Here is a 21,823-nt window from a genome sequence, read left to right on the forward strand (position 1 = left end):
CCGTATGGAAGCAAATGATAATTATATAAAAAATGTTTTAAAGAACAATGGATATAAATATACTCATCAAAGAGCAAAAATATATGATGTGTTTTTGAAAAATAGAGATAATCATCTTTCAACAGAAGATGTATTTGAATATTTAAAAAAAGATAATCCTGAAATTGGCATAGCAACTGTTTATAGAACGCTAATGTTGTTTGAAGAGTTGGGTATTCTTTACAAAATAAGTTTTGATGATGGAGTTATAAGGTATGAAATAAAAACAAGCAATTCAGTTCACAGACATCATCACTTAATTTGTCTTAACTGTGGAAGAGTCATAGAGTTTAAACTTGACTTATTAGATGATTTAGAAGCAGAAATAGAAAAAGTAGAAAATTTTAAAATTGTTGACCACAATCTCAAATTCTATGGTTACTGTGAAAATTGTAATAATAAGAAGGAGAGAATTAATGAGAAATAGTAATAAATTAAAGATCATTCCCCTGGGAGGAATGTACGAGATTGGGAAAAATATGACAATAATTGAGTACAGAGATGAAATTATTGTCGTAGACTGTGGGCTGACATTCCCTGAAGAGGAAATGTTAGGAATAGATATAGTAATACCTGATATTAGTTATTTGATTAAAAATCAAGAAAAAGTTAAAGCTTTAGTTTTAACACATGGTCATGAGGACCATATAGGTGCAATACCATATATATTACAAAAAATAAAAATGCCTATTTATGGCACACCACTTACACTAGGTCTTTTAGAAAACAAGTTAAAAGAACATAATTTAGGTGCAGTGGATTTAAATGTAGTACGTGCTGGAGATAATGTTAAAATTGGAAAGATGGAAGTTGAATGGATTTCGGTAAATCACTCAATTCCAGATAGTTGTGCTCTTGCAATAAAAACACCACTAGGATATGTATATCACTCAGGTGACTTCAAAGTGGATTATACACCTATATCAGGTGAAGTAATTGATTTGCAGAGAATTGCAAAAATAGGTGAAAAAGGTGTAATAGCAATGCTAGGAGAATCTACTAACGTTCTTCGAGAAGGCTATACAATAAGTGAAAGCAAAGTTGGGGAAACATTTAAAAGAATTTTTTCAGCTCAGTCAGGTAATAGAATAATTATTGCAACATTTGCGTCAAATGTTCACAGAGTTCAACAGATTATAAATGCTGCTGAAAACTTTGATAGAAAAGTTGTATTATCGGGAAGGTCTATGTTAAATGTGACTGAGACAGCTCAAAGACTTGGATATTTAAAAGTTAAAAAGGGAACTATAATAGATATTAAAGACATGCATAAGTACAAAGATGAAGATTTAGTTTTAATTACCACTGGTTCACAAGGGGAGCCAATGAGTGCTCTTACTAGAATAGCTTATGGTGAACATAGGAAAATTCAATTGACACCAAATGACGTTATAATTCTATCTGCAACTCCTATACCTGGAAATGAAAATGATGTTTCTAAAGTGATCAACAAAATAATGGAGACGGGCGCAAAGGTGATTTATGAATCACTAACAGAAATTCACGTATCTGGTCACGCTTGTCAAGAAGAGTTAAAACTTATTTTAACGCTAGTTAAGCCAAAGTATTTTATACCGGCTCACGGAGAAATAAGACATCTATTAAAGCATGCAAGTATAGCTGAAGATGTTGGAGTTAAAAAAGAGAATATTTTTATTATGGAAAATGGAAATTGCCTTGAACTTTCACAAAAAGAAGCTAAATTTACAGCAGATGTGCCAGCAGGTAATATACTAGTTGATGGACTAGGTGTTGGGGATGTTGGAAATATAGTGTTAAGAGATAGAAAGCATCTATCTGAAGATGGATTAATAGTAGTTGTTGTATCTATTTCCAAGTCAGAGGGAAAAGTGATTTCCGGGCCTGATATTATCTCAAGAGGATTTGTATATGTTAGAGAATCTGGGGATTTAATGGATGATGCTAGAAAAGTAGTAAAGGCAACATTAGATAAATGTGATAGTAAATCAATCACCGATTGGTCATCTTTAAAAAATAATATAAGAGATGATTTAAAAGGATTCTTATTTAATCAAACTAAGAGAAATCCTATGATACTACCTATTATTATGGAAAATTAGTCAGGGGAATCGAAAGATTCCCCTTTTAAGAGGTTAAAATGTCAGATATAAATTATGATTATATAGAAGATTATATTAGAAGCTTAATACCGAAGAAGACAAAGCACTTGTTAGAAATGAAAAACTATGCACTGGAAAACAATGTTCCCATTGTTGAGGAAGAGACAGAAGAGTTTTTAAAATTTTTAATATCGGTGAAAAAGCCAAAATCAATATTGGAACTTGGAACTGCCATAGGATATTCTTCAATTGTATTTGTAAATAGTTTTAAAGGTATTGAGAAATTTGATACTGTAGAAATTAGAGAAGATATGGTAGAAATTGCAAGAAAAAATATTAAACTTGAAGGGTTAGAAAATACTATTAAGGTTCTACATGGAGATGCAGCAGAAGTGTTGGAAACTTTGACAGATAGTTATGATATAATTTTTATAGATGCCGCTAAAGGACAATATGAAAAATATTTTAATTTAGCATTGAAAAATTTAAATAGTGAAGGTATTATAATTTGCGACAATGTTTTATTTAAGGGTATGATCGCCAATCAAGAATTAGTAAAGAGAAGAAAAATTACCATAGTAAAAAGACTTAGGTCATTTTTAAAGAGAATAAAAGAAGATGAAATTTACATTTCTTCAATTATTCCAATAGGAGATGGTATATTGTTAATTGGGAGAAATGTAAATTTATGAAAAAAATAGAACTATTAGCTCCGGCTGGAGATTTAAATAAATTAAAAACTGCAATAGAATACGGTGCAGATGCTGTATACTTAGGTGGAGAAAGCTTTGGTCTTAGAAAGGCTTCTAAAAATTTTTCCTTTGAGGATATAAGAGAGGGAGTTTTGTATGCTCATGAGAGAGGGAAAAAAGTTCATGTAACACTTAACATAATACCTCACAATAAAGACATAGTTGGTGTAGAAGATTATGTAAAAAAATTATATGAAATAGGAATTGATGCTTTAATTGTAGCAGATCCTGGGATGTTTTTAAAAGTTAGACAGGCTTGTCCTGAGATTGATATTCACATATCAACTCAAGCATCAGTTACAAATTCGTCAACAGTGAAATTTTGGTCAGAATTAGGGGCTAAAAGAGTGGTGTTGGCTAGAGAGTTGTCCTTAGATGAAATCAAAGGAGTAATTGAAGATACACACAATGAAATAGAAATTGAAACTTTTGCACATGGTGCAATGTGTATGTCTTATTCAGGTAGATGCCTGTTGTCAAATTACATGACTGGGCGAGATGCCAATATGGGAGACTGCGCACAGCCGTGTAGATATAAGTACTACCTTGTAGAAGAAAAAAGACCTGGAGAGTATTTTCCGATTGAAGAACATAAAGAGGGTACTTTTATTATGAATTCTAAGGATTTATGTATGATAGATCACGTAGGAGAACTTATTGAATCTGGAATTTCAAGCTTAAAAATTGAAGGTAGAGTAAAAAGTGAATACTATTTGGCTACAGTAATTAGATCTTACAGGATGAGTATAGATGCTTACTACGAAGATAGAGAAAACTATAAAGTAAACCCATATTGGTTAGAGGAAATAAAAAAAGTAAGCCATAGAGATTTTACAACGGGATTTTACTTTGGACAGGCCAATGAAGACTCTCAAGTTTACAAGACAAATTCATATATACGTGGATATGATTTTGTTGGATTAGTATTGGACTATGATGAAGATACAAAATTAGCAAGAGTTGAACAGAGAAACAGAATATTTAAAGGTGATGAAGTTGAAATTTTTGGACCTGCTACTGAGCACTTTAATCAAAAATTACAATATATGACTGACGATAAAGATGTTGAGATAGATGTTGCAAATCACGCTCAACAAATATTTAAAACAAAGATAGATACAAAAGTTAAACCGGGATATATACTTAGGAGAAAAAGTGATAATATATGAAAAATTCAATAATTATTGGAATTGCTGGTGGATCAGGATCAGGTAAGAGCACAGTTACTGATGAGTTAAAAAACTTAATAGAAGAAGACAAAGTAACTATAATAGAGCAAGATAGTTACTATAAAGACCAAAGTTCACTTCCTTACGAACAAAGAGTAAAAACAAATTATGACCATCCATTTGCCTTTGACAATGAGCTTTTAATAAAGCACTTAAAAATGTTAAAAAACAATGAGCCAATAGAAAAGCCTATATATGATTTTGAAAAACACAATAGAAAAGAAGAAACAAAACTAATAATTCCAAAGGAAGTAATTATTTTAGAAGGAATTTTAATTTTAACAGAGGAAGAAATTAGAAATTTGTTGGATATAAAAGTATTTGTAGACACTGATAGTGATGTTAGAATAATTAGAAGAATATTAAGAGATATTAAAGAAAGGGGTCGTTCTTTAGAGTCTGTAATATTACAATATATGTCAACTGTCAGACCAGCTCATTTACAATTTGTAGAGCCATCAAAAAAATATGCTGATGTAATAATCCCAGAAGGTGGGTACAATAAAGTTGCAATAGATTTGATAAATACAAAAGTACAGGCCTTTTTAAAAGAAAAAGAAAATAATAATTGACAATACTTGTGATTGATAGTATACTTAACGTTGTTAAAGAAGAAGTCCGCTTCTCACCTTATTCTTAAGTTATAGGGTTAGTTTAGAATATGCAAAGTTATATTTGTATTCTTGCGGGCTTTTGCTCGCTTTTTTTAATTTATATGGAGGTGCTTAGAAATTAAAGAACTTCAAATCAATGAAGAGATAAGAGAAAAGGAAGTTAGATTGATTGATGCTGAGGGAAATCAGGTAGGTGTAGTTTCAAAAATTCAAGCTTTAAAGATGGCTGAAGAAAGTAAACTAGATCTTGTAAATATTTCTCCAAATGCAAAACCACCTGTATGTCGTATTATGGACTATGGCAAATATAGGTATGAGATGATAAAAAAGGAAAAAGAATCAAAAAAGAAACAAAAAGTAATAAATATAAAGGAATTACGTCTAACTCCTAATATAGAGGCTCACGATTTAAATACAAAGGCTAATAAAGCTATTGAATTTTTAGATAACGGAGATAGAGTGAAGGTTTCAGTTAGGTTCAGAGGAAGAGAAATGGGTCATACTGATATCGGAAAAGATGTACTCAATGAATTTACTGAATTGATTTCTGAGCACGGAATAGTTGATAAAAAGCCTAAGTTAGAAGGTAGAAATATGTCTATGTTTTTATCTCCTAAGACAGATAAATAAGGAGGATTATTATGGGTAAAATGAAGACTCACAGAGCGTCTGCTAAAAGATTTAAAAGAACAGGTTCAGGTAAGATTAAAAGATTTTCAGCATATAAAAGTCATTTAACTGGTAAAAAAAGTCCAAAGAGAATTAGAAAACTTAGAAAAGCTTCTTTAGTGAGCACAGGCGACCAAAGAAGAATAAATAAAATGATTCCATAGTAGGAGGGTATAATAAATGGCTAGAATAAAAAGAGCAGTTAATGCTAAGAAAAAACATAATAAAATATTAAAACAAGCTAAGGGATATTTTGGTGCTAAATCAAAGTTATTTAGACCTGCTAATCAAGCAGTAATGAAATCACTAAACTATTCTTATATAGGTAGAAAACATAGAAAAAGAGATTTTAGAAGACTTTGGATCACTAGAATCAACGCAGCAACAAGAGAAAACGGAATGAGCTATTCTAAATTTATAAACGGGCTAAAAAAAGCAAACGTTGAAGTTAATAGAAAAATGCTTTCTGAAATGGCAATAAATGATCCTAAGGGATTTTCACAATTAGTAGAAATTGCAAAAGGTAATTAAATAATATATCGGGTTCCTTCGGGAACTTTCTTTTTTGGAGATAATTTCGATGAAATCTAAAATGAAAGCAAAGATTTTAAATCTTTCAAAAAATCCCCCGTTGCTTCTGTGTCTATCTTTTGCAGGGGTGATTTTATTTGGTGCATTATTGCTAAACCTTCCTATTGCAAGTAATAATGGTAATTCTATAGGTTTTGTTGATGCTTTGTTTACATCAAGTTCAGCAACAGGTGTCAATGGTCTAGTAGTCGTAAATACAGCAGAATACTGGACACTTTTTGGGAAAGTAGTGATACTTTTATTAATCCAAATTGGTGGATTAGGTACTATGGTTGCATTTTCTCTATTGGCAATGCTATTTAGAAAAAAAATCGGTGTAAAAGAAAGACTATTGATAAGCGAACAACTTAGTAGTGGCTCAATGAGTGGAGTTGTGAAGTTATCAAAATATGTAATAAGTGTGAGCTTTGCTATAGAATTTGTGGGAGCCTTACTGTTAATGACTAGATTTATTCCGGATTACGGAGTAAAAAAGGGAATATGGTATAGTGTTTTTCATTCGATTTCAGCTTTTTGTAATGCTGGGTTTGATATAACGGGAGATTCTATGGCATCATATAGTACAGATTTAATTGTCTCAGGTACAATTATGGCCTTAGTAATTTTAGGAGGTCTGGGATTTGTCGTATATTTAGATATGTTCAAAAAAAGACAATTTAGAAAATTTTCAGTTCACACAAAAATAGTTTTAGTTATGACAATAAGTTTGTTATTAATTGGAACAGTATTTATATTTATACTAGAATCTTCAAATCCGGAGACTATTCAAAACTATTCTTTTGGTGAAAAACTTTTAATATCGGCATTCCAATCTACAATCACTAGAACGGCGGGTTTTTATTCTGTAGACATAGGTAAACTTAGAGATTCTACAGCATTTTTAATGATTATATTAATGTTTATTGGTGGTTCTTCAGCTTCAACAGCAGGAGGATTAAAAACCACTACAATAGGTGTTATAATATTTTCAACTATATCAATGGTAAGGGGACAAAGAGAAGCAGTTGCTTTTAAAAAGACCATTCCTGTTAATATAGTTTTAAAATGTTTAAGTATGATATTTATTTGTTTAAGTTTGGTTATTGTAATAGCTTTTAGTTTATCTATAATAGAAACGGGAAAATTTGACTTTGAAGATATTTTATTTGAGACAACTTCAGCCTTTGGAACCGTTGGACTTACTAGGGGCATAACAGACAAACTTACAGACTTATCAAAATTATTAATCTCATTGACAATGTTTATGGGAAGAGTTGGGCCTACTACACTTGCCATAGGACTTATGCGCAAGAAAAAAACTTCGAATATTAAATATTCTGAAGGAAATGTAATAGTAGGTTAAGGAGGATATTATGAAATCATTTATTGTTTTTGGCTGTGGAAGATTTGGTTCTACTGTAGCTACAACTCTTGCAGAATTAGGTAATGATGTTTTGGCTATAGATGTAGATTTTGATAAAGTTCAATCTATTTCAGATGAAGTTACAGCTGCAGTACAATGTGATGTGCTTGATGAGAATGCAACTAAGGATTTGGGGCTTAAAAATTTTGATATAGCTGTAGTGGCTATAGGTACAAATTTAGAAGCTGCCATTATGGCGACTATAATTTCTAAAGAAGCGGGTATTGACTATATAGTGGCAAAAGCCAATGGGCTTAGACATGGTAGTATACTTGAGAAAGTTGGAGCACATAAAATTATATATCCTGAAATTGACATGGGTTTTAAAGTTGCCCATAATTTAACATCAAACAATATATTAGATTATATTCAACTATCTCCTGATTTCTCTATAGCAGAGATTAAAGTAGTCCCTGAGTGGATAAATAAGAGTATAGATGAAGTGCAATTTAGAAAACTTTACAATGTCACTATACTTGGCATAGAAAGCCAAGAAAAATTAGAAATATCGCCTTCTTCTAAAAGAGTTCTATTAAAAGATGATATCCTAGTATTACTTGGAAGTACCACCGATATTCAAAAGATAGAAAAAATGTAAATAATTTTTATATTTTTGGGTATTAATAAATGTGAAGTAGGTGATAATTTGATTACTATTGAAAAAATTGATTATGTAATGAATGTAACCAGTACGTCATATGAAGTAGTTAGAAAAGCTCTACTTGATTCTGATGGAGATGTGGACAAGGCAATTCAAATTATAAATTCTTCTTTAATTGTATTTGAAGAAGATAAAAAAGAGAAAGATTCTATTGACTTTAATGACATAAAAAATGCCATTAAGGAAATTTGGGAACTTGGAAATACAAGCAGATTGTCTGTTGAAAAAGATTCAGAAGTTCTGCTAAATATTTCTCTTACAGTATCAGCTATAGGAATGATAATAGCTCCTGTGGCAGCACTACTAGGTGTAGGGCTTATGAGTACTGACTTATTAGGAGAATATGTATTTAAAATTACAATGGCATCAGGTGAAGTTATAGACGTTAAAGAATATATATTAAGTAAGACAAGACGCTAATTTATTATTTATTGTAATAGTATAAATATTATGATAAACTAAAATAGTTATAGACAAAGGAGTTGTGTAAAATGAAAAAAGGAATTCATCCAGAATATAAAGAAGCAACTGTTACTTGTGCTTCTTGTGGAACCACATTTAAAACAGGATCAGTTAAAGAAGAGTTAAAAGTTGAAATCTGCTCTGAATGTCATCCGTTCTTCACAGGAAAACAAAAATTCACTGACCATGGCGGACGTATTGAAAGATTCAATAAGAAATATCAAAGAAACGATTAATGGTTAGCATGGGCTAACCATTTTTCTTTAAGGAGTATTATGAACAACAATATAAAAAAGTCATTTAAAACTTCAATAGGCGGTCAAGCATTAATAGAGGGCGTTATGATGAAAGGTCCTTCTAAAATTGCTATAGCTGTCAGAAAACCTGATAATGATATAGAACTTAAAGTTGAAAAAGTAAATGACCTATCAAAAAAATATAAAATATTAGATTTTCCAATTATTAGAGGTGCATATAAATTAATAGATTCAATGGTAGTTGGAATAAATTCTCTAATGTATGCAGCTTCTTTTTGGGAAGACGAAGAACAAGAAGAAACAAGTAAAGATAAAGAGGGAATACTAAATAAAATATTTAAAGATAAAAGTGAAAGTGTTGAAATGGCAATAATAATACTATTTTCATTTGCTATTGCAGCGCTGTTATTTATGATTTTACCTAGTATAGTTGCTGGATTTTTAACAAAGTATACTGATTCGTCACTAATATTAAATTTAGTAGAGGGATTATTAAGACTTTCAGTTTTTGGAATTTATCTATACTATGTTTCAAAAGTAGATGATATTAGAAGAGTGTTTGAATATCATGGGAGTGAACATAAGTCAATACACTGTTATGAAGCAGGAGATGAATTGACAGTTGAAAATGTACGAAAGTATCCAATGGTTCATCCAAGATGTGGAACAAGCTTTTTATTTATGGTAATGATTATAAGCATTTTAGTTTTATCTTTTTTTGGATGGCCTAGTCCTATAATGAGAATGTTAAGTAGAATTGTTGCGCTTCCATTTATTGCTGGTATAGCCTATGAGGTAAATAGAATTATAGGCAAAAGTGATTTAAAAATTTGTAAGATAATGACAATTCCTGGACTTAAAATTCAAGAGTATGTAACGGTTAGAGAACCAGACGATTCAATGATAGAGGTTGCCTTAGAAAGCTTAAAAGCTGTTTTACCAGAAGATGGAGAAAGTGATCTATGGGCATAGTAGAGGCATTGCAAAAAGGGTTAAATTATTTAGAGAAATCTGAATATACTAACCCTTTTTTAGAGACTAAGTTAATATTAGAATACTTACTGGAAAAAGATAGTTCTTACTTTGTATCACATGGTGATGAAGAGCTAGATAGAGAAGTTGAAGATAGATATTTTGAAATTTTAAGACGTAGAAAATTAGGAGAACCTCTACAATATATAATAGGTGAAGTAAATTTCTATGGACACAAGTTCTTAGTAGATAAAGGTGTATTAATTCCAAGAAATGACACTGAAAAAAGTGTGGAAGTTTTAATATCTCTCTTTGAAGAAAATAATGTTAAAAATTTTTTAGAAATTGGTTGTGGTACAGGTGTTGTTTCAATAACAATGGCACTTAAATATAAATTTTGTAAATTTACAAGTGTAGACATTTCCGAAAGTGCTCTAAAAAACACTTTAAAGAATATAAAACTACACAAAGTAGAAAATATAAATTTATTAAAGAGTGATTTATATTCAAATGTAAATGGACACTATGATATAATTTATTCAAATCCTCCATATATAAAGAGTTGTGATATAGAAAACCTTCAAGAAGAGGTCAGACATTTTGAACCCTTAAATGCTCTAGATGGAGGAACAGATGGGTTGGACTTTTATAGAAATATTGTAAGAGATGCTGAGAAATATTTAAAAAAAAGAGGGGTTTTAGTATTTGAAATAGGTTACAACCAAGCAGATGATTTAAAAAAAATTTTGGCTGGATACGATGTCGATGTATATAGAGATTTATCTGGAAATGACAGAGTTGTAGTGGCTAGTAAAGGAGTTTAGTATGTACGAAAATATACAAGTATTTGAGGATAAGTATGAAGAGCTTGAAAAACAGTTAATGGACATAAATGTAATTAACGATTCAAAATTATATCAAAAAATTGCAATTGAACATGCTGAAATAGAGCCCATTGTTTCAAAATATAGAGAATTAAAAAACATACACAATAGTTTAAATGGCAATAAGGAACTTTTAACTGAAAAATTAGATGATGATTTAAAAGAATTAGTAAAAGAAGAAATTAAAGAAGATGAAGAAAACTTAGAAAAAATTGAAGAAGAATTGAGATTTTTATTAATACCTAAAGATCCCAATGACAATAAAAATGTTATTGTAGAAATAAGAGCCGGAGCTGGTGGAGATGAAGCAGCACTTTTTGTCGGAGTTTTATTTAGACAATATGTTAGATATGCAGAGAGAAAAAACTGGAAAGTTAATATACTAAATACCAATGAAATAGGAATAGGTGGCTATAAAGAAGTGATTTTTATGATTATAGGAAAGGGAGCTTATTCCAGATTAAAATATGAATCCGGTGTACACAGAGTTCAAAGAGTTCCAGAGACTGAGAGCTCAGGTAGAATTCATACGTCAACTGTCACTGTAGCAGTATTGCCAGAAGCTGAAGATGTTGAAGTGGATGTTGATCCAACTGAACTTAAATTTGATGTATATAGGTCGTCAGGAGCAGGTGGACAGCATGTTAATACTACAGACTCTGCAGTTAGAATTACTCATATTCCAACGGGAATAGTAGTTCAGTGTCAAAATGAAAGATCTCAAATTCAAAATAGAGAACAGGCTTTAAAAATATTAAAGACAAAATTATATGATGAAAAATTACAAGAACAAAATAAAGTCCTATCAGATCAAAAAAAATCACAAGTTGGAACTGGAGATAGGTCGGAGAGAATAAGAACTTACAATTATCCTCAAGGTAGAGTTACTGACCATAGAGTTGGGCTAACTCTTCACAAAATAGATGCTATAACAGATGGGGAGTTAGATGAAATTATAGATACTTTAATAGCAAGTGATCAAGCTGATAAAATTGAAAATGCAGATAGTAATAATTAATATAAAATAGTAAATATTGATTTAATAATTAGTATTATATATAATACTAATAGGGTGTAAATTAAAAATATATTAGGGGGTAATATTTATGAATCAAATGACTAGCGATAATTTAAGATCTGCCTTTGGTGGAGAAAGTCAAGCACATATGAGATACATTATATGGGGAGAAGAAGCAGAAAAAAGCGGATTTAAAAACGTAGCAAGATTATTCAGAGCTACTTCTGACGCTGAAGAAGTTCATGCAAAATTACATTTCAAAGCACTAAAAGATGTAAAGGGAGATTTTCCTGTAGTATCAATGGCTGGATTTGGAATTGGAACAACTTCTGAAAACTTAGAGGGAGCTAAGGGTGGAGAAGTTTTTGAATATACTCAAATGTATCCGGCATATATTGCAGTTGCAGAAATGCAAGGTGAAGACACTGCTGTAAGGGCAATGAAATATGCAATAGAAGCTGAAAAAGTTCATGCTGAGAGATATCAAGAAGCAAAAGATGCTGTTGATGCTGGTAATGACTTACAAGCTGAAAATATACTTCTTTGTCCAGTTTGTGGATTTATAACTTTTGATGAAACTTTGGCAGAATGTCCAATTTGTCATGCAAAAGCAAAAGTATTTGTAAAATATTAATAGTTAATGTAAAATAGCTGTCTAATTAGACAGCTATTTTTTTGATTTAACAATTGAAAATTTATTTGCAAGCTCCAGAGAATTATTTAAAATAAATTTCTTTAATTTTTTATCAGTACTTGTCATAGGAGCGCTTTTTAACCAGTGTAGACAAAGAGTTCTATAGTGTTTATTTTTTAAATTAAAAATATCAACGTCGTAATTTGCAAGCATATGAGAATTTGGGGTAATAGCAACTCCAAGTCCATTACTAACAAAGTCAGCTACCATTGAATCAGTAGGTGCATAGTACAAAATATTTGGATTAAAATCATAAGATGCAAATATTTTTGTAATTGTTTTATACATAGAAAAAGTCTTATCATAAGTAATAAAGTCTTCATCTTTAAATGCTGAAAAATCATCAATATCTTCTTCAATGGAGTATTTATTTTTAGGTGCAATTAGTACGAATTCTTCTTTAAAGAGAGGATAGGATAGAATTTCAGGATCATCAACTCGTATTGCAAATCCCATAAATACTTTTCCCAATTTCATATTTTGTATCATTTCAGCTGTATCCATTTGCAATAGTTCGAAATTTATATTTTCACCTTTGTTTTCTTCATTAAAAGTGGCTAACATAAGTGGTAAAAATCCTAAACTCATTGATGCAACACAGGCGATTTTAGCCGAACTACTTATTTTAAATTTTAAATCGTTCATTTCACTTAGTGCATTTTCATAAGTATTTAAAATATTATTTGTATAGTCTAAAAAAATAGTTCCATATTTAGTTAATTTTATATTCCTTCCAACTTTTTGAAATAAGGGAAGGCCGATTTCATTTTCAATGGTGGTAATAGCATAGTTAATACTTGAGGTAGAAGTTAGTTGTTCATCTGCAGCAATTGAGTAGTGTTCGTATTTAGCAAGAGATTGAAAATAATATAAATGTTGAATATTCATAAATTCCTCCATAAATTAATAATTAATACAAAAAACTGTATAATAGAATGACAATATTTTATCACATTTAAAAGTAAAAACATAGAAAAATACAGAGCTTGATAAAAAATAAAGTAAAATTATGTGAAAATATATTGTAAAAAACGGTATAAAACATAAAAAACCACCTCTATCATTCTAAAAATTAGTGAGATAGCAACGGAAATTTAGCGTGATAAAGAGATGAGCTATCTCTTAAGACATTGAAATGTAAACGTTTATATGGTAATATTTTTTTAAGCAGTAGAAGAAATGCAGAAAAACGACACTAATTTTAATGGTAATGATGGAGGTATTAAAATGGCTAAAGAAATTACAGAAGAACAGTTAAAAGAATTAGATGAATTATTTGAAAAGGCAGAAAAGGCAAGACAAATTATTGAAACTTATGATCAGGAAAAGGTAGATAGACTTATCCAAGCCGTAGGTTGGGCAATTGGAAATAAAAAAGTTGTAAAAGAACTTGCAGATATGGCTATTGAGGAAAGTGGACTAGGAGATCCAGAATCTAGATTAAATAAAAGATTTAAAGTTAGAGGAGTTCTTAGAGACGCACTTAGAGGGAAAAGTGTAGGTTGTATAGAAGAAATACCTGAAAAAGGTATAAAAAAATATGCTAAACCTGTTGGAATTATTGCTTCACTAGTTCCTACTACAAATCCCGTTTTAACACCGGCTGGACAAGCAATCTATGGAATAAAAGCACGAGACGTATTAATATTTTCACCACATCCAAGAGCTAAAAATACAACCTTTAAAGGTGTTGAAATAATGAGAGAAGCTCTTAGAAGAGAAGGAGCTCCAGAAGATATTTTACAATGCGTTACAAATCCAAGTGTTGCAATGACTAATGAACTTATGAGAAGAGCTAATCTAGTAATAGCAACTGGTGGAAAACCTATGGTAAAAGCAGCTTATAGTTCAGGAACACCAGCTTATGGTTCGGGAGCAGGAAATGCAACTATGATTTTTGACAACACTGCAATTCCAGAAGAAGCAGCTCACAATTCAATGTTAAGTAAGACATCAGATTTTGGTAGTGGTTGTTCTGCAGACGGAAACTTAATTATATATGATGAAATTTATGATGAAACATTAGATTGCCTAGAAAAAGAAGGCGGATATAGAGCTAATGCAGAAGAAAAAGAACTACTTAGAAAAGCTATGTGGGATGAAGAAGGACACAGAAAATCTGATACAGTAGCTGTTTCTCCTCAAAAACTTGCTGAAGCAGCAGGATTTTCAATTCCAAGCGACAAAAAATTTATTTTTGTTGAAGAAGACAATATTGGAAAAGACTATCCATTCTCAAGTGAAAAGTTGACAACACTTCTTGCAACATTTAAATATTCAGGCGAATTTGAAAATGCTCTAGATAGAATGAGAGCAATTTATGAAGTTGGTGGAAAAGGGCACTCATGTGGAATATTCTCTTTTGATGAAGATCATATAAATAGATTAGCAATGGCAGCTCCTGTAAGTAGAATTATGGTTAGACAACCTCAATCAAAGGCAAATTCAGGTTCAGCAACTAATGGAATGCCAATGACATCATCAATGGGTTGTGGAACTTGGGGTGGAAATATAGTTTCTGAAAACATTGCATTAAAACACTATATGAACACAACTTGGGTTTCTGTGCCAATTGAAAAAGATATGCCATCAGATAAAGAACTATTTGGTGAATTTTATGACCCTGAGTTAGCTGAAAATTAATATTATAATTAATAATGTAAATAAATTGTAGTTAATGAGATGGTAGGTGGGAGGTATTAGATGAATAAATTAATATCAGAGCAACTAGTTGATTACCTAGAGAGAAGAGATACAAAATATGTATTTGGACTTTGTGGACATACAGTAATAGCTATGCTAGATGCTTTAGAAAAAAGTGAAAAATTACAATATATATCTGTAAGACATGAGCAAATTGCTTCAACAGCAGCTGATGGATATGCAAGAGCAACTGGTAGAGCAAGTGTGGTTATGTGCCATTTAGGACCAGGACTTACAAATGCAACTACAGGTGTTGCAAATGCATCTTTAGATTCAATTCCAATGGTTGTTATTGCAGGAGACGTTCCTAGTTACTACTATGGAAAGCATCCTCATCAAGAGGTTAATATGCACTCTGATGGTGACCAATATGAAATATACAAGCCTTTTGTAAAAAGAGCTTTTAGAATTGACACACCTGAATTATTTCCAGATATATTAGATAGAGCTTTTAGACTTGCAGAATCTGGAAGGCCGGGACCTGTTTTAATATCTGTTCCAATGGATATGTTCTCTAGAGAAATAGATACTAAGTACTTTGAAAAGACATTTAAAGGTACACTTGATACTATTAAACCAGCTCTAGATAGAAATACTGCAAAGAGAATTGCTCAAATGCTAATTGATGCTAAAAATCCAGTTATTCACATAGGTGGAGGAGTAGTTTTATCAAAGGCATTTAAAGAATTAGAAGAACTAGTAGATTTCTTAAATATTCCAGTTTCAAGAACTTTAATGGGCCAAGGTGCTCTTTCAGATAAACATCCATTGATGTTAGGTATGACGGGATTTTGGGGAACTGATTTTATAAACAATAAAACTGCAAATGCGGATGTAATATTGGGACTTGGAACTAGGTTTGCGGAAGCAGATTCCAGTTCTTGGTACAAAGGTGTAACTTTTAACGACGACAAGACAAAGTTTATACAGATAGACATTGATCCTGTTGAAATTGGAAGAAACTACCCTGTTGAAATTGGTGCTGTTTCTGATTTGAAATTAGCTTTAGAGGCGATACTTGAAGAAGCTAAGATTATTAAACCAGAGGGAATACAAAGACCTAAATTAATAGAAGAAATCAAAGCTTATAAAACTGAATTTAAAAAATCAAATGAACCGATAGCAAATGATTCGAGATTTCCAATGACACCTCAGAGAATATTAAAAGACGTAAGAGAAGTTTTACCTGAAGATGCTGTTATTTGTACAGACGTTGGATGGAATAAAAATGGTGTAGCTCAACAGTTCGATATTACAGAACCGGGAACTATTATGCATCCAGGTGGCCTTGCAACAATGGGATTTGGATCAGCAGCTATACTTGGAGTTAAACTTGCAAAACCTGATAAAAAAGTTATAACTTTAATAGGTGATGGAGGTTTTGGAACAAATCCATCAGTTTTAGCAACAGCTAAAGAATATAATATACCTGTAGTTTGGGTTGTTATGAATAACTATGCCTTTGGAACTATAGCAGGACTTGAAGGAGCTCACTATAAACATAACTTTGGAACAGTATTTAAAATAGATGGCAAGCCATATAATCCGGAGTGGGCTGAAGTAGCTAAAGCTTATGGAATAAAAGCTAAAAAAGTAGAGAGAGCTGAAGACTTCGAAGCAATATTTGAAGAAGCTTTAAATAGTAATGAACCATATTTAATAGATGTTCCTATGGAGAACATACCGGTTCCTACTGACGGAATTTGGAATATTAATGATATTTATACTCCTAAAGACAATGTAAAAGATGGAGTATTAATAAGTGGAGAAGCTGAAAGATCTGATCACGTTTCTACTGAATAAAACATATAAAATGGGGAGGAGAATCTTTCCTCCCTATATAAATAAGGAGGTATACAATGATTAAATGGTTAGATGAACACTTAGAAGAAATGTTCTTAGTTATATTATTGGTAATAATGACTGTGCTATTGGGAATACAAATTGTATCTAGATATGTTTTTAATAACTCACTAAGTTGGTCAGAAGAATTAGTAAGATATTTATTTGTGTGGTCGGCATTTATTGGAGTTCCATATTGTATTAAAAAGGGAACCTCTATAAAGGTGGATCAGTTTAGAAATATGATGCCTGTAAAGTTTCAAAAGTTTTTACTATATTTTGATAAAATTATAATGTTTGCGCTATTTTTAATATTGACTATTTTCTCTTATGACGTTGTAAGAAGCACTTATTTAAGCGGTCAAACTAGCGCTGCAATGGGAATTCCAATGTGGATTGTACAATTGTCAGTTTTAGTGGGATCTATATTATCACTTATTAGAATAGTACAAAATTTTTATGAAGTGCTTTCAGGTCATAAAAAAGTAGAACAAAAACACGGATTGTAAAGGGAGGGTAATTTAATGACAATAGCAAGTTTATTTATTGTATTTGTGCTTTTACTTGTATTGGGAATTCCAATAGGAATGATTTTGGCTGGACTGGGAATATTACCTAACTTAATAGATCCTTGGTTTGCTGCTGATCCTCAGTACATAATAAGAGCGATGGTAGGTGGAGTTAACAGTTTTCCGATTTTAGCTGTTCCAATGTTTATATTATCGGGAAATATAATGGCGAAAGGTAAAATAAGTGAAAAACTCTTTAACTTTTTCTCATATTTTATAGCAAATAAAACAGCGGGACTTCCTATAGCAACTATTGTAACCTGTCTATTTTACGGTGCAATATCAGGTTCAGGACCTGCAACAACAGCGGCAGTAGGCGCAATGACTATACCAATACTTGTAAAGTATGGTTATGATAAGGTGTTCTCCACAGCATTAGTAGCTGTAGCAGGGGGACTTGGAGTTATTATTCCACCAAGTATTCCATTTATATTCTATGGTCAAGCCGCAGGGGTATCTGTAGCAGACATATTTATTGCAGGAATAATTCCGGGATTATTAATAGGATTTTGCCTAATGGCATATTCTTACTACTATTGTAAGAAAAATGGAGAAGACAAGGAAAAACTACGTGCATATGAATCAGAACTTAAAAGCGTAGGATTTGGGAAATTATTTTTAAATAGCTTCTGGGCACTACTATCACCAATAATTATACTGGGTAGTATATATAGCGGTATAGCATCTCCTACTGAAGCTGCAGTTATATCAGTATTTTATTCGCTATTTATATCAATATTTATATATAAGACTATAAAAGTAAAAGATATAATGCCTATATTAATAGATAGTGTAGCAACTTATTCTACAATTCTATTTATTATAGCAGCTGCAACAGGATTTGCACGTGTGCTGACATATATGAAAGCGCCAGAGATGATAGCCGCTTTAATTACAAATTCAGTAAGTAGTAAAATAGCACTTCTTTTATTACTAAATGTAATTTTATTGGCAGTAGGTATGTTTTTGGACACCACACCAGCTATATTGGTTTTAACTCCTATACTATTACCACTGGTAACAGCATATGGTATGAACCCTATTCACTTTGGAGTTATGCTGGTTGTAAACTTGGCAATAGGTTTTGTAACACCTCCACTAGGAGTAAACTTATTCGTTGCAAGTTCAATAACTGATGTGCGGATTGAGGATATAATTAAAAAGGCGCTTCCATTTGTAGGAGCCTTTATAGTAGCACTACTATTGATTACATTTATTCCTCAAATAAGTTTAGTTTTAATAGGAGGTTAAATTATGAATAAATTTTTTATAAAGAAAATATCCTTAATACTGATGTTGACTTGTGTTTTAACCTCTCTAACTGGATGCTTAAGTAGTGAGGAGCGAAGAAAAGAAACGGGCGAAAGAGATGTATATGAACTCTACATTGCCTGCGACAGTCAAGAAGACACAGTTACCGGAATCTTCATGAATACATTTGCAGATATATTAGAAGAGAAGTCTAAAGGAAGAATAATTGTAAATAGATATCCAAACTCTCAATTGGGAGGAGATGGAGAAATTGCAGAAGCTGTGCAAAATGGAAATATCACCTTTGTAGTACAAACTACAGCTCCACAAGTTACTTTTGTTCCGGAGGCAGCTATATTTGATGCTCCAATGGCATTTAGAAACTTGGAAGTGGCTAGAAAAGTATTAGATGGTCCTCTTACTGAAGAACTTAAAGCGTTCTACGAACCTAAAAATTTAAGACTTTTAGGTATAGCAGATCAAGGTTTTAGAGTAATGAGCTCTAATAAAAATGTTGAACAATTAAGCGATCTTAAGGGAATAAAAATTAGAACTATGGAGAATCCAAACCATATAGCATTTTGGAAATCTGTAGGAGCAAACCCGACACCTATGGCTTGGTCAGAAGTGTATATAGGATTACAACAAGGTTCAATTGATGCACAGGAAAATCCAGTTGAAACTATAGTTGCAAGTAAAGTTTATGAGCAACAAGACTATATTGTAGAAACTAACCATATATTGCACACTTTAACATTAATAGGTTCTCCAAATGTAATAGATGATTTACCTGAAGAATTACAAAAGTGTGTTTATGAAGCAGCCGATGAAGCTAAAATTGATGCAAGAGCTCAAACAGACGAGCGTTCAGCAGGAAGACTTGAAATAGTAAAAGACAGTGGTACAACTATTATTCCATATAATGAAACATTATTTAATGACATGAAAAATAGTAGTGAATCTGTTTGGACTACTTTAGAAAATCAAATAGGAAAAGAACTAGTTGACTTATTGAGATCTGAAATTGCAAAAGCTGAAACTGAATTAGGTATGAACTAAGGAGAATGTTATGGCAAATAGAATTCAAGGAACAACAGGATTAATAGGATTGTTAGGTAATCCGCTAAAACATAGCAGATCACCTCATATGCACAATTCTGCTTTTGAAAAATTAAACTTAGACTATGTATATTTATGTTTTGAATTAGAAAAAGAAGACTTAAAACAGGGAATAGAGGCACTGAAATTATTTGGTGCCCTAGGTTCCAATATAACTTTTCCCAATAAACAAGAAGTAATTAAATATTTAGATTATGTTTCTGAAGATGCTAGAATTATTGGTTCTGTTAACACTGTAAAAATTGACCCTATAACTAAAGAAACTACGGGTTATAACACAGATGGTGCCGGATTTATTGCATCAATAGAAGAACAGGGCATAGAGTATAAGGGAAAAAAAGCAGTTTTAATTGGAGTTGGTGGAGCTGGTCGAGCTATAGCAATTCAGTTGGCCTATGAGGGACTTAAAGATTTAGTTATAAAAGAAATTGACAAGGATTTAGCAAGTGAAATAAAAAGCACTATTGAAAAAAACATCAAAGGATGCAACGTTAAAATTATAGAAACTGAAAAAGAATTAAGTGAAGAGCTAAAAGATTCGGTTCTCTTAATTAATGCAACACCTTTGGGAATGAAGGGAAGAGATGATAGATGTTCTATTTCCTCTCCAAAAGTTATCAGCAATAGTGATGTTTTTGTATATGATATTGTATATGATCCTCGAGAAACACTGTTTATGAAATATGCAAAAGAAGCAGGATGCGAAACTTGTAACGGAATAAACATGATGATTTGGCAAGGAGCACTAGCCTTTAAAATATGGCTGGGAGTAGATATGCCACAGGACTATGTGAGACAAGAACTATTTGAGGAATCTTAAATATGGAAAAGAAAACAGTAGTCATAGGAATTGTTGGGGCAGGATATGGAGCATTTCTTCACTGTGAAGGATATGGAAAAGTTAGTGGAGTAAATATACGAATAAAATATATATCTGATATAAATAGAAATTTAGCTGTAGAAAAAGCTGAGAAATACAATATAGAAATAGTAACTACAGATTACAATGACATCTTAAATGATGAAGAAGTAGACATTATTGATATATGTACTCCTCCTGTACTTCACGAAGAAATGATAATAAATGGCTTACGTTCAAATAAACACGTAATTTGCGAAAAACCTTTAATAGGATATTTTGGCGAAGATGGCGATGAACATCCAATAGGAGTAAATGTTGATAAAGAGCATATGTACAATTCTGTAATGAAATCTTTAAATAAAATCAAAGATGAACTAGAGAATACAGATAAATATTTAATGTATGCCGAGAACTTTGTATATGCGCCTAATATTTTAAAGGCAGCAGAAATAATACAATCAAAAAAGACTAGACTTATGTTTTTAAAGGGTGAGGAGAGCTTAAAGGGTTCGAGTTCACCTGTTGCAGGACAGTGGAGTGGCACTGGAGGAGGCTCACTAATTAGATTAGGGTGTCACCCTCTAGGTGGAATAGTCTATTTAAAAAAAGTTGAAAATTGTTACAGTAGTGAAAAAATAGAAGTTGAAAGTGTAATTGCAGATGTGGGTTCTGTTACAAAAAACATACCAGAAGAAGAGTTGAAATATCATACAATTAAAGTTGAAGATGTAGAAGATTTTTCAAATATAACAATAACTTATTCAAATGGAAGTAAAGCTGTTGTTATGGCATCAGATACAGTTTTAGGTGGGACGAAAAATTATATAGAAATTTATGGTAATAATGTTGCCATGAACTGTAATTTAACTCCCATTGATGCATTAAATTGTTATATGTTAGACGATGATGGAATGGAAGATGTTAAGTTTTCAGAAATGTTGCCTACTGCAATAGGTTGGAATAAAGCTTTTATAGCTGATGAAGTTATGAGAGGTTATACTGGAGAATTACAAGATTTTGTAATGTCTGTAGTAAACAATGAGGAACCAATTTCCAATTTTGAAATAGCTTATGACACAATGAGAATAATATATGCAGCTTATTTTTCTGCAGAAAAAGGTAAGCGAATATATTTATAGAAAAGGTGATAGT

Annotated in this window: 24 protein-coding genes; 23 read left to right on the forward strand and 1 reads right to left on the reverse strand. The window is 31.6% G+C overall.

All coding sequences use genetic code 11. The features are described from left to right. The first annotated feature begins 4 nt into the window (after positions 1 to 4). From BUB47_RS00075 to BUB47_RS00150, 16 genes are all read left to right on the forward strand, one after another. Positions 5 to 466: a Fur family transcriptional regulator gene (locus tag BUB47_RS00075; RefSeq protein WP_073182624.1), complete on the forward strand. Its 462-nt coding sequence runs from the start codon at positions 5 to 7 to the stop codon at positions 464 to 466. Next, entirely contained in the window at positions 456 to 2,120 is a 1,665-nt protein-coding gene (locus BUB47_RS00080; protein ID WP_073182626.1) for a ribonuclease J, read from the forward strand. Before BUB47_RS00075 ends, BUB47_RS00080 begins: the two co-directional genes overlap by 11 nt. A gap of 38 nt (positions 2,121 to 2,158) precedes the next feature. Next, complete coding sequence (locus BUB47_RS00085; RefSeq protein WP_073182628.1) at positions 2,159 to 2,812, forward strand: O-methyltransferase; 654 nt, start codon at positions 2,159 to 2,161, stop codon at positions 2,810 to 2,812. Next, positions 2,809 to 4,041, forward strand: a complete 1,233-nt coding sequence (locus tag BUB47_RS00090) for a peptidase U32 family protein (RefSeq protein WP_073182629.1) — start codon at positions 2,809 to 2,811, stop codon at positions 4,039 to 4,041. The genes BUB47_RS00085 and BUB47_RS00090 overlap by 4 nt, the downstream gene beginning before the upstream one ends. Further along, positions 4,038 to 4,673, forward strand: coding sequence for a uridine kinase (gene udk / locus BUB47_RS00095; protein WP_073182631.1), 636 nt, complete (start codon positions 4,038 to 4,040; stop codon positions 4,671 to 4,673). Before BUB47_RS00090 ends, udk begins: the two co-directional genes overlap by 4 nt. Positions 4,674 to 4,814: 141 nt before the next feature. Further along, entirely contained in the window at positions 4,815 to 5,345 is a 531-nt protein-coding gene (infC, locus tag BUB47_RS00100; protein WP_073182633.1) for a translation initiation factor IF-3, read from the forward strand. Positions 5,346 to 5,356: 11 nt separating this feature from the next. Further along, on the forward strand, positions 5,357 to 5,548 hold the full coding sequence (gene rpmI, locus BUB47_RS00105) for a 50S ribosomal protein L35 (RefSeq protein WP_073182635.1): 192 nt from the start codon (positions 5,357 to 5,359) through the stop codon (positions 5,546 to 5,548). A 16-nt stretch (positions 5,549 to 5,564) separates the two neighbouring features. Further along, on the forward strand, positions 5,565 to 5,915 hold the full coding sequence (gene rplT, locus BUB47_RS00110) for a 50S ribosomal protein L20 (RefSeq protein ID WP_073182637.1): 351 nt from the start codon (positions 5,565 to 5,567) through the stop codon (positions 5,913 to 5,915). Between the two features lie 49 nt (positions 5,916 to 5,964). Further along, the gene (locus BUB47_RS00115; protein ID WP_073182639.1) at positions 5,965 to 7,317 is read left to right on the forward strand and encodes a TrkH family potassium uptake protein; all 1,353 of its coding nucleotides are present in this window, start codon (positions 5,965 to 5,967) and stop codon (positions 7,315 to 7,317) included. A gap of 10 nt (positions 7,318 to 7,327) precedes the next feature. Beyond that, positions 7,328 to 7,975, forward strand: a complete 648-nt coding sequence (locus tag BUB47_RS00120) for a potassium channel family protein (RefSeq protein WP_073182641.1) — start codon at positions 7,328 to 7,330, stop codon at positions 7,973 to 7,975. Between the two features lie 48 nt (positions 7,976 to 8,023). Further along, positions 8,024 to 8,458: a DUF4342 domain-containing protein gene (locus BUB47_RS00125; RefSeq protein WP_073182643.1), complete on the forward strand. Its 435-nt coding sequence runs from the start codon at positions 8,024 to 8,026 to the stop codon at positions 8,456 to 8,458. Between the two features lie 71 nt (positions 8,459 to 8,529). Further along, positions 8,530 to 8,736 (forward strand): 50S ribosomal protein L31, encoded by a 207-nt coding sequence (rpmE, locus tag BUB47_RS00130; RefSeq protein WP_073182645.1) that lies wholly within the window; start codon positions 8,530 to 8,532, stop codon positions 8,734 to 8,736. A 39-nt stretch (positions 8,737 to 8,775) separates the two neighbouring features. Beyond that, positions 8,776 to 9,729, forward strand: coding sequence for a DUF1385 domain-containing protein (locus BUB47_RS00135; protein ID WP_073182647.1), 954 nt, complete (start codon positions 8,776 to 8,778; stop codon positions 9,727 to 9,729). Continuing rightward, positions 9,720 to 10,553, forward strand: coding sequence for a peptide chain release factor N(5)-glutamine methyltransferase (gene prmC, locus BUB47_RS00140; RefSeq protein WP_073182648.1), 834 nt, complete (start codon positions 9,720 to 9,722; stop codon positions 10,551 to 10,553). Before BUB47_RS00135 ends, prmC begins: the two co-directional genes overlap by 10 nt. A 1-nt stretch (position 10,554) precedes the next feature. After that, a complete protein-coding gene (prfA, locus tag BUB47_RS00145) occupies positions 10,555 to 11,631 on the forward strand; it encodes a peptide chain release factor 1 (protein WP_073182650.1) in 1,077 nt (358 codons plus the stop codon). An 88-nt stretch (positions 11,632 to 11,719) separates the two neighbouring features. Continuing rightward, positions 11,720 to 12,265, forward strand: coding sequence for a rubrerythrin family protein (locus BUB47_RS00150; protein WP_073182652.1), 546 nt, complete (start codon positions 11,720 to 11,722; stop codon positions 12,263 to 12,265). Positions 12,266 to 12,298: 33 nt separating this feature from the next. Here the strand turns inward: BUB47_RS00150 and BUB47_RS00155 are convergent, their stop codons facing one another. Next, positions 12,299 to 13,213, reverse strand: coding sequence for a LysR family transcriptional regulator (locus tag BUB47_RS00155; protein WP_073182653.1), 915 nt, complete (start codon positions 13,211 to 13,213; stop codon positions 12,299 to 12,301). Between the two features lie 339 nt (positions 13,214 to 13,552). Between BUB47_RS00155 and BUB47_RS00160 the strand changes: the two genes are divergently transcribed. The 7 genes from BUB47_RS00160 to BUB47_RS00190 are packed head-to-tail and all read left to right on the forward strand — an operon-like array spanning position 13,553 to position 21,810. Next, positions 13,553 to 14,968, forward strand: coding sequence for an aldehyde dehydrogenase family protein (locus BUB47_RS00160; RefSeq protein WP_073182655.1), 1,416 nt, complete (start codon positions 13,553 to 13,555; stop codon positions 14,966 to 14,968). A 60-nt stretch (positions 14,969 to 15,028) separates the two neighbouring features. After that, positions 15,029 to 16,831, forward strand: coding sequence for a thiamine pyrophosphate-binding protein (locus tag BUB47_RS00165; RefSeq protein ID WP_073182656.1), 1,803 nt, complete (start codon positions 15,029 to 15,031; stop codon positions 16,829 to 16,831). 56 nt (positions 16,832 to 16,887) lie between these two features. After that, positions 16,888 to 17,379, forward strand: coding sequence for a TRAP transporter small permease (locus BUB47_RS00170; protein WP_073182658.1), 492 nt, complete (start codon positions 16,888 to 16,890; stop codon positions 17,377 to 17,379). A 15-nt stretch (positions 17,380 to 17,394) separates the two neighbouring features. Further along, a complete protein-coding gene (locus BUB47_RS00175) occupies positions 17,395 to 18,690 on the forward strand; it encodes a TRAP transporter large permease (protein ID WP_073182660.1) in 1,296 nt (431 codons plus the stop codon). Positions 18,691 to 18,693: 3 nt separating this feature from the next. Next, complete coding sequence (locus BUB47_RS00180) at positions 18,694 to 19,749, forward strand: TRAP transporter substrate-binding protein (protein WP_073182662.1); 1,056 nt, start codon at positions 18,694 to 18,696, stop codon at positions 19,747 to 19,749. A 10-nt stretch (positions 19,750 to 19,759) separates the two neighbouring features. Then, positions 19,760 to 20,629, forward strand: a complete 870-nt coding sequence (gene aroE, locus BUB47_RS00185; RefSeq protein WP_073182663.1) for a shikimate dehydrogenase — start codon at positions 19,760 to 19,762, stop codon at positions 20,627 to 20,629. A 2-nt stretch (positions 20,630 to 20,631) separates the two neighbouring features. Then, the gene (locus BUB47_RS00190) at positions 20,632 to 21,810 is read left to right on the forward strand and encodes a Gfo/Idh/MocA family protein (RefSeq protein ID WP_073182665.1); all 1,179 of its coding nucleotides are present in this window, start codon (positions 20,632 to 20,634) and stop codon (positions 21,808 to 21,810) included. Positions 21,811 to 21,823 lie beyond the last annotated feature (13 nt).

Source organism: Anaerosphaera aminiphila DSM 21120, assembly GCF_900129925.1.
GTDB lineage: Bacteria > Bacillota > Clostridia > Tissierellales > Peptoniphilaceae > Anaerosphaera > Anaerosphaera aminiphila.